Genomic DNA, 7,707 nt, shown 5'->3' with positions numbered 1-7,707 from the left:
GCTCGCCGCCGAGCACGGGCTGACCTCCATGCTCACCACACTCCGCGCGGCCCGCCGCGACCTCACGGTCCCGCCCCACTTCCAGGCCCCGCCGATCCCGGTCTCCTTCACCCTGGGCCCGGACGCGGCACACCCCGCCCGGCACCCGGAAGGCACCCCGCAGCCCATCCGCCTCGGCCCCGCGGCCCGCCAGGCACTCCACTACACCCTGGGCGACGGCACGGACGCGAACGCGTGGAGCAGCCTGGAGCGGATCATCGGCCAGACCGATAGGTCTCCAGAAGCCGCCGACCCGCGACCGTGAAGGGATGCGCGGAGCCCAGCCCGCGTTCGCGCCGCGCGACAGCAGAAAAGGGGCCGCGTTGCACGCTACAGTCGAGGTCCGACCCATTGAGGGGGTGCCAGACATATGGCCAGGCCTTGGGAAGCAGACCCGGACACGACTTTCAAGCAGCGTCTTGGCAGCACACCACAGGAACTCGGGATCACCACCGGAACGCCCGACTGCCCCGACATCTGGGAACTCTCCAACGGGGACATCGCCGTGATCGGACGTGACCTCACCCAGGCATTCGCCGAACACCTGCCCGACGGCGTCTCGATCGGCGCGGACGAACGCCTCGTGGTCATCCCCAGGAACATGCTCATCGCGGCGAAGCCGGACATCCCCAGCGTTTGACTCCTTCCGGCCGGTACCTCGCGGCGTGCGGACCCGACGTCGGTCAGAGCCCCACGAACCCGACGAACGCGGCCCACGCCGTGGGGTGTACGGCGAGGGGGGTGCGGGTCTTGTCCTTTGAGTCGCGGACGTACACCGTGGCGGTGGGCGCCGCCACTTCGACGCATTCGCCGCCCGCTCCGCTGCTGTAACTGCTCTTGAACCACGTTGACTCAAGTACGGGCTGTTCAACGTTCATCTCTCTCCAAGCAACTTCTCGACGAAGGTCAACCACTCGGGACGGGCACGTTGGCTTGGCCGGCCCGTCCACCTTGATCGAGGCTCGCCCGGACCGGCTTGCGGGCCGCGTAGAGACGACTGTCACTGATCCGGCGCGATCGCACACGCGGTACGCCGCCGGACACGGCGGCGGCAAAGTCTGTCGGCTGCAACTGGGCGATGCAGTAACGTTGTTGTCGCTGCGCACCTTCCCGGAGGGTACGTCAACGGCGTATCAGGTGCCGGTCCTCGGCGATGAGTGACGAGTGGTCTCCACCGCGTGCCGAATGCGGTGTGACTGCGGATGCCCGGTAGGGCGATCCCTGCCATTCCCAGCTCACGCTCAGGAGTGGATACCGTTGAACCCCGTTGAGTACAGGCTTGCACGTCGTGACCGGATTCGTCAGATTCTGGTGGACGTCGCAGTTGGGGTCGTCATCAATGTGCTGATGGTGGCCCTGACCGCGGCAGCGCGCCTGGTCTTCTGACCGGCAAGGTGGCGGGCCCGGGAGAGCCCGCCACACCACGTTCAGGTCCCGGCGTCAGAAGAGACGCATCCCGCCGGGCGGGGTGTCCTTCTTCTGGCGCCTCCTGCGGCGCCGCCCTCGGCTCGGACGAGGCAGATGTGGCTGGCGAGCCTGCTCCGGCAGGTTCTCCCAGGTGGGGCGGAGACCGTGTATCTGAACCTCGCCAACGAGTTCCTTCAGGTACCTCCGGGTCTCCTCATCCGTGGAATAGAGCACGGTCGCCCGGCTCGCCCGGGTCATCAGCACGTGATAGGCGTGCCGAACGAGGCGGGCGAACTCGGCGTCGTCCACGCTCTTCGGCCGCACCTTGGGATCAAAGGACCCGGGGATGGCGACCCGCTTGACGCCCGCCTCCTTGTCCACCCGTTCCTTCCCCCGATGGAACACCCAGCGGTCGCCCCGGCGCACCATGTCGTCGCCCATGATGACGCCGCACCAGTCCCACTCCAGGCCCTGCGCCGTGTACACACAGCCGATCTGACCGAGGCCGTTCTCGTGCACTGACCAGATCTTGGATGGTGGGACGGTCTTGTTCTCGCAGAAGGACTCGCTGTCCGCGTTCCAGGGCCGGTGCCAGTCGCCGATCCGGACGTCGGGCTCGAGCCGCTTTCCCTTGCCCATGGGCTTGGTCCAAGGCCAGCAGTATCCGGCGACCATACGTGCGGACGCTCCCGCCCCGGCTTCGGAGCGGATGATCTTTTCGAGTTCCTCGGGGCTGTCCACCACCTCGACGTGCATCAGCCCGTCCGGGGTCCAGGTCTCCGGCTCCGCACCCGATACTCCCAGCGCTGCACGCACCCAGCGGATGTAGGCGTCGCTGCCACCACACCGGAACTGTTCCTCCAGCGAGCAACGGACCAGGTGCGCGCCGTAGCGCCGTGCCGCGTCCTCCACGACAGCGACGGTGCCGACCTCCTGCGGGCGCACGGACTGCCCCTCGTCGAGGAAGAACACCGTCAGTCTTGATGCGTCGAGGAGTTCGTCCACCTGAGGCTTGGTGCCCCAATCCTCCGGCTTCCAGAAGCGATTGGTGGAGCGGTCGCGCAGGCGGTGGGCCTCGTCGCAGATCAGCACGTCCAGAGGCGGATCGGGCGGGGTGACGAAGTTACTGAAATAGGTGAAGGACTCCTTGAACTCCCGGTCACCGTAACCGACGTGTTCTTGCAGTGCGCCGTTGAACGCTCTGCTGCCGCTCGCGTACTTGACCGTGCGGCCTTCCGACTCCAGCTCGGCCTTCAGCTGGAGTCCGATGGCACTCTTGCCGGTACCAGCGCCACCCGTGACGAGGAAGACCACCCGCCGCTCGTCGGGGATGAGCGCGGGCCTCTCGACGTCGGGAAGTACCTTGGCGGCAGTTTCGAGGATCTGACCCGCGACCTTCTTCTGCCGACCGCGCAGAGTGAAGACCGTGTCCTCGCCGTTGGAACGGATCATGGCGTCGAGCAGCGGCGTGTTACGCAGGCCCATGCTCCGCAGCAGTATTTCGGCCGCCGAGTCGGCGCCCTCCGCGGCGAAGCTGCTCCGCAGATCCGACAGCAGCTGTGCACGGCGGTCTTTGGTGTAGACCCGGGCGTAGGAACCGGTCGGCGCGTCCACGCCGACCAGCGGGAGCACCGAGGCGTCGGTGGCGTTGTGCAGATAGGCGAAGCCGCCACACTCGAAGTTGAGTCCATGCAAGGGGCCACTGCCACTCGTAAAAGCCGCGTGGTACTCGCGCAGCTGCAGTGCGGGGTGCTTCTTCTGCCCCATACCGGGGACATGCACCAGCTCCGCGGTGGCCTGCTCCACCCGGGTCACCGTCGACCAGCGCTTCAGCTCCACGAGTTGGACGGAAAGCCCGTTCTCCTCCGGATGATGGCCCACGAGAACGACATCGATGAGTCGTGGACCTTGAGCACGGCCGGTCTCATCAAGCGTTGCCGCGCACTCGACGACCATCTCGACATTGCCACGGTCGGCGGCGACCAGGTCCTCGGCCAGATGTACAAGGCTCTCCGCCCAAGCGGAACGCTCGGTCAGCGACGCGTCGGTGTTGAGGAAGTGCTTCCACCTGGCGGCGAGATGGGGCACCATACGGCGCCTTGTGTTCAGATTGAGCAGATCCCGCGCTGCCAGTTTCAGCAGAAGCATGGACACGAGGTGGATCCCCCAGGGCACGAGTGACTCGTGCGGATGGGGGCGTGTCCACAGGGGAAGCCCGTCGGGCCGCAATAACGCTTGCGATCTTAGGGAAGCGACACCCGGTCTCCAGGCATATGACACAACAGTCGGCCGGAAGCACGGACATCATGGCCGGATATCCACGGCCCTCAACGCCGCTGCATTGATTCCTCGGTCTTGGAAAGCTGTGTCTCCGGCCGGTCGGACACCAGTTCTCGCAGCTTCTCCCGGGTCTCCGGATCGGTCGAGTAGACGATCGTGCCGACCATGCCTCTCGTCAGCAACACCTTGTAGGTGTTCCGGATGAGACGGTCCACATCGGCATCCAGTACGGACTTCGTGAAGACCGGGTCCGTGGAAGCGGTGCGGTCGGTGACCCAGCGGTCGCTACGCCACACCAAGTCCGGGCCGATGATGACGCCGGACCAGTCATACTCAAAACCCTGCGCGGTATAGACGCAGCCGACCTGTCCGAAGCCCGCCGGGTCGGTCGCCCACAGAGCAGCCGGGGGCGCTCCCGATACCGAGCGCTCGCCACGCAGGTTCCAGGGGCGGGCCCAGTCGCCGACGGTGACGTCAAGCGGAAGTGCGGCGCCGGGCCTGGGTTCCGGGGACCAACGCCAGCAGTAGCCCGCGGACATTCGGGCGCCGAACCCCTGAGTCCGACGATCCTCGAGGAAAGCTTCCAACTCCTGCGGGCTGTCGGCGACCATCAACTGCATACGCCCGTCGGGCTCCCATTCGACGGGCCCACCCGGCGCCAACCCGAGCAGGCGGACCACCCAACGCAGATAGGCGTCACTGCCACCGCACCGGAACTGACTGTCCAGCGGGACGACACTGCAGGGGATACCCCGCTTCGCTGCCGCTGCCTTGATCTCGGCCACGGTGCCCATCTCACCCGGGCGGACGACTTGGTGCTCATCGAGGAAGAAGACCGGTACGTTGGCGACGTCGATGAGTTCATCGATCTGCGCCCTGCCGGTACGGTGCTCGGCGCGCGTATAGCGGTTGGCCGAGGTCTCCCGGATACGGTGTGCCTCGTCGCAGATCAGCGCGCCCAAACTGTTCTTCTCGGACGTCATGAAGCTGTTGAAGTACTTGAACAGGTCCTGGACCTCCCGCTTACGGGCTCCCGCGACCTTCCTCATCGTCTTCGTGAACGACTGGGAGCCAGTGGCGTGCAGTGCGGGAACGCCGCGCCGGTAGAGCTCGCCGAGCAGTTGCAGAGCGATCACACTCTTGCCTGTGCCGGGGCCGCCCGTGACGATGACGACCTCCTTGCGGTCCGCGTGCTTCGCCTTCTCCACGGCGTTGAGCACCATGCGGTAGGCCACCTGCTGTTCGTCGAGAAGGACGAACTGGCTCCGCTCGCGCACCTCCTCGGCGGCCACAGTCATGAGCTGCCTCGACGGCACTGCGGCTCCTGCCTGAAGTTCATCCGCCGCCAGGGCCCCCCGGTGCTCATCGCTCAGCCTCGCACGAAGATGGCCGAGGAAGGCGCCGCGGCGCTCCGCGGTGAAGAGCAGTCCGTGCTCGTTGCGCTCGATCTCCCGCAACCCGGACACGCCGAACTCGGTGGCGTTGTGCAGATACGCGACTCCGGCCACTCGGTGCCCATGCTCGGCCACGGCGCCATTGAAGTTGACGAGGTACTCGCAGTAGCGGCGCACCTGCTCAATGGGGTTCAGGACCGGGTGGGCGTAGGTGTCGACGTGGCACAGGGTGGGATCGTCCTCGTCGGGCAGTGCCTGGCTCCACTGCTTCAGCTCCACCACGACGTACGACGACTCACCCGTGACAGGGTGCACTCCGGCGAGGACGACATCGGCACGCTTGCTGTTCAGTGGTAGCGCGTACTCCAGCATGACTTCCACGTCGCCCAGGCCGGCGTCATTGAGCGCGGTGGCCAGGACGGGGATACTCCGCTCCCAAGAACGCACCTCTGAGGCGCCGGGCCGATAGCCGTGCATATGGACGAAGCGGTCGATGAGGTGCAGGAACAGGGAACCGTCGAGTGACATGACGGCGACCGTTTCCGCGGACGCTCGGAACAGCAAGAATTTCCCCCAGGCAGCACGAAAAGACTCGTGCGGGTGGGGGCATGTCCTTCGAGGTCCCACCGGAGTGGAACGGAAGCCCGTCGGGCCGCGTTGACGTGTGTCCGAGGGTACCTGGCTCGCCTGGAGAGCCCGTTGTCGGCGGACGCGCCGGGGCATCAGGCCGCCATCCGAGTCGGACCAAGCACCCGGTGGTGAGCAACATGTCGATATCACCGGTCAGCACGTCCGCCAGCGCAACCTCCGCGGCCGCTCACAGGGCACACCACTCTGTCGGTGTGCGGGCGAAGTCCGTCTCTTGGCCGGCCCAAACGTGCCGGGGCCCCACTGCTCGTGCAGCCCGTCGCAGCCGTCTCGTGGTCCAGTCTGACCAGGAAGCTGCCTGCGTCGCGGGACCGAGACGTCATCCCCAGGCGCAGCCGTAATAAGGGCAGACGAGTCGGGCTGTACGCCGGGTTCTGTGCCGCGGGTCCTCGCGGACGTCGCGGCGACGGCCATCCATCTAGGGCCAACGTTGCCGCTGGCCTCGTGCGGTCTACCCGCGGACTCGGGCGGGCAGCCCTCGGTCGTCCGCGCAGAACCGCCCCTTTTCTCAAAGCGGCGTTTCCTTTTGACCTTGCTCCAGGTGGGGTTTACCTAGCCGCCTGAGTCACCTCAGGCGCTGGTGGTCTCTTACACCACCGTTTCACCCTTACCGGGGGCCGGAGCCCTCGGCGGTCTGTTTTCTGTGGCACTGTCCCGCGGGTCACCCCGGGTGGCCGTTAGCCACCACCTTGCCCTGTGGAGCCCGGACGTTCCTCGGGAAGCGCCCCCGAAGGGGTCTTCACGCGGCCGTCCGCCCGGCTCGTCTGCCGTGCCGACCATGTTACCCGCCGGGGGCGCGGGCCCGGTGCCGTGGCCGCCGTGGCGAGGACCGAGCCCGAGAGGATCAGGGCGAAGGCCGCCATCATGCCCACGGAGAGGGACTCGTCCAGGAACGTGACGCCCGCCGCCACCGCCACCGCCGGGTTGACGTACGTGAACACCACCGCCCTCGTGGGGCCCGCCTCCCTGATCAGTTCCAGGAACACCACGAAGGCCAGCGCCGTGCAGATGACCCCCAGGCCCGCCAGGGAGAGAAGGGTCGGGGTGTCGGGCAGGGTCCGGGGCCGGGACGCCGCCGCGGGCAGGGCGTAGACCACGGCCGCCAGCGTCAGGCACGGGGCGATGAGCTGGAGCGTCGGGACCTCGCGGAGGTGGCGGGCCGCGATCAGCGGGGCGATGGCGTAGCCGAGGGCCGTCAGCATGACCTCCGTCAGGGACCACGCGTCGCCGCCGGTCAGGTGGGGGACGGTGAGCACCGCGACGCCCCCGAGACCCAGGCCGAGGCCCGCGAGGCGGCGGGCGCCCAGGCGTTCCGTGTCGCCGAAGAAGCGGGCGAGGAGCGCGCCGATGATCGGGACGGCCGCGATCAGGAGCCCCGCCGTGGAGCTGGAGATGTGGCGTTCCGCGTCCGTCAGGGTCCACCACGGGCCCAGGATCTCGATGCACGCGAAGGCGAGCATCGGGCGCCAGTGCCGACGCAGTACCCGGGGCAGGTTTCCCTGTCGTAGGGCGAAGGGGAGCAGGAGCGCCGCGCCCAGCGCGCAGCGCGTGAAGACCACCACCGACGGTGACAGGTCACTCTCGACCGCCACTTTGATCATGAGATACGGGATGCCCCACAGGACTCCCATCAGTGAGAAGAGGAACCAGCCGCGTGCCGTCATGCGGCGAGTTTCGGCCGTGGCGGCGGCTCACGTCTTGAACGCTGTTGCGGTACGCCGCCGGGGTCACCCCCAGCACCCTGCGGAACCAGCGCGTGAGGTGTGCCTGGTCGGCGAAGCCCACCAGGGAGGCCGCCTCGGCCGGGCGCAGCCCCGCCTCCAGGTGGGCGCGGGCCCGTGCCACGCGGTGCTGGGCGAGCCAGGCGTAGGGCGGCAGCCCCGTCGACGTACGGAAGGCGCGCAGGAGCTGGTAGCGGGAGAGGCCGAGGGGAGCGGCC

Annotated in this window: 7 protein-coding genes, 1 other RNA gene and 1 pseudogene; 3 read left to right on the top strand and 6 right to left on the bottom strand. The window is 67.6% G+C overall.

Annotation, left to right across the window (positions count from 1 at the left end; genetic code table 11):
* Together AB8Z36_RS20740 and AB8Z36_RS20735 are read left to right on the top strand one after the other, a co-directional pair.
* A partial coding sequence (locus tag AB8Z36_RS20740) for a DUF6177 family protein (RefSeq protein WP_369214844.1) occupies window positions 1-304 on the top strand: 304 nt, incomplete at its 5' end.
* Window positions 305-409: 105 nt separating this feature from the next.
* Window positions 410-679: a hypothetical protein gene (locus AB8Z36_RS20735; RefSeq protein WP_369214843.1), complete on the top strand. Its 270-nt coding sequence runs from the start codon at window positions 410-412 to the stop codon at window positions 677-679.
* A gap of 43 nt (window positions 680-722) precedes the next feature.
* Here AB8Z36_RS20735 and AB8Z36_RS20730 read toward each other — a convergent pair whose 3' ends face one another.
* Complete coding sequence (locus tag AB8Z36_RS20730; RefSeq protein ID WP_369214842.1) at window positions 723-917, bottom strand: DUF397 domain-containing protein; 195 nt, start codon at window positions 915-917, stop codon at window positions 723-725.
* A gap of 379 nt (window positions 918-1,296) precedes the next feature.
* Here AB8Z36_RS20730 and AB8Z36_RS20725 point away from each other — a divergent pair, with 379 nt between their 5' ends.
* Window positions 1,297-1,425, top strand: coding sequence for a DUF6408 family protein (locus AB8Z36_RS20725; protein ID WP_369214841.1), 129 nt, complete (start codon window positions 1,297-1,299; stop codon window positions 1,423-1,425).
* Window positions 1,426-1,479: 54 nt separating this feature from the next.
* On the opposite strand, the gene AB8Z36_RS20720 is transcribed toward AB8Z36_RS20725, so the two are convergent.
* The 5 genes and pseudogenes from AB8Z36_RS20720 to AB8Z36_RS20700 all read right to left on the bottom strand — a co-directional run.
* Window positions 1,480-3,594 carry a DUF2075 domain-containing protein gene (locus AB8Z36_RS20720; protein ID WP_369214845.1) on the bottom strand — a complete coding sequence of 705 codons (2,115 nt, stop codon included), beginning with the start codon at window positions 3,592-3,594 and terminating at the stop codon, window positions 1,480-1,482.
* Window positions 3,595-3,773: 179 nt separating this feature from the next.
* On the bottom strand, window positions 3,774-5,684 hold the full coding sequence (locus AB8Z36_RS20715; protein WP_369214840.1) for a DNA/RNA helicase domain-containing protein: 1,911 nt from the start codon (window positions 5,682-5,684) through the stop codon (window positions 3,774-3,776).
* Between the two features lie 431 nt (window positions 5,685-6,115).
* An RNA gene (gene rnpB, locus AB8Z36_RS20710) (RNase P RNA component class A) lies at window positions 6,116-6,531 on the bottom strand.
* A gap of 118 nt (window positions 6,532-6,649) precedes the next feature.
* Window positions 6,650-7,369, bottom strand: a pseudogene (locus AB8Z36_RS20705) (DMT family transporter); the annotation flags it as partial.
* Window positions 7,344-7,707: helix-turn-helix domain-containing protein (locus tag AB8Z36_RS20700; protein WP_369214839.1), on the bottom strand; the 364-nt coding region annotated here is incomplete at its 5' end. The pseudogene AB8Z36_RS20705 and the gene AB8Z36_RS20700, both read right to left, overlap by 26 nt.

The sequence above is a fragment of the Streptomyces flavofungini genome (assembly GCF_041028215.1).
Taxonomy (GTDB): Bacteria; Actinomycetota; Actinomycetes; order Streptomycetales; family Streptomycetaceae; genus Streptomyces; species Streptomyces flavofungini_B.
This window is presented reverse-complemented; position numbering and strand designations above follow the sequence as displayed.